The sequence below is a fragment of the Candidatus Clostridium eludens genome, assembly GCF_045310515.1.
Classification (GTDB): domain Bacteria; phylum Bacillota; class Clostridia; order Clostridiales; family Clostridiaceae; genus Clostridium_B; species Clostridium_B eludens.
Genome location: NZ_JBJHZX010000161.1, coordinates 1 through 481, shown reverse-complemented (window position 1 = coordinate 481; position 481 = coordinate 1). Strand labels below are relative to the sequence as shown.

At 32.8% G+C, this 481-nt stretch carries 1 protein-coding gene; it reads left to right on the top strand.

The window, feature by feature from the left end:
* Positions 1–481 (top strand): ferritin family protein (locus tag ACJDU8_RS25665; RefSeq protein WP_406795022.1); only part of this gene is annotated, 481 nt, incomplete at both ends.

Genomic DNA, 481 nt, shown 5'->3' with positions numbered 1-481 from the left:
AAATATAATAATCCGTATATGGTACCATGCATGAAATGTTCTAACTATGGTATGGATTTTACCCAAGAAGCTTTCAACAAGGCACTAGAGCTTATAAAAGAAGCAGTACAAGGCGAAAGATCTGACGAACTTCTCTACGATTATTTTATTAGTGTAGCCCCTACACAAGAAGAAAAAAATATTATAACATCTATAAGAAATGACGAAAGAAATCATCGTAAGTGGTTTAGAGAAATATACAAGCATTATACTGGTAAAGAAATTGACAGTAACGATGGTAAAGATTTTACAAGGCCAGCCTCATATATAGAAGGTATAAGCAAAGCTGTTTTTGGTGAAGTGGGAGCCATGGAAAAATATAGATTTATAAGGGAAGGTTTACCTAGCAGGTTTTATAGGGATAGAGTGTTTAGAATTCTTACTGATGAGATGAAGCATGCAACTAAATATAACTATATACTGAACAAAAACTCAAATATAG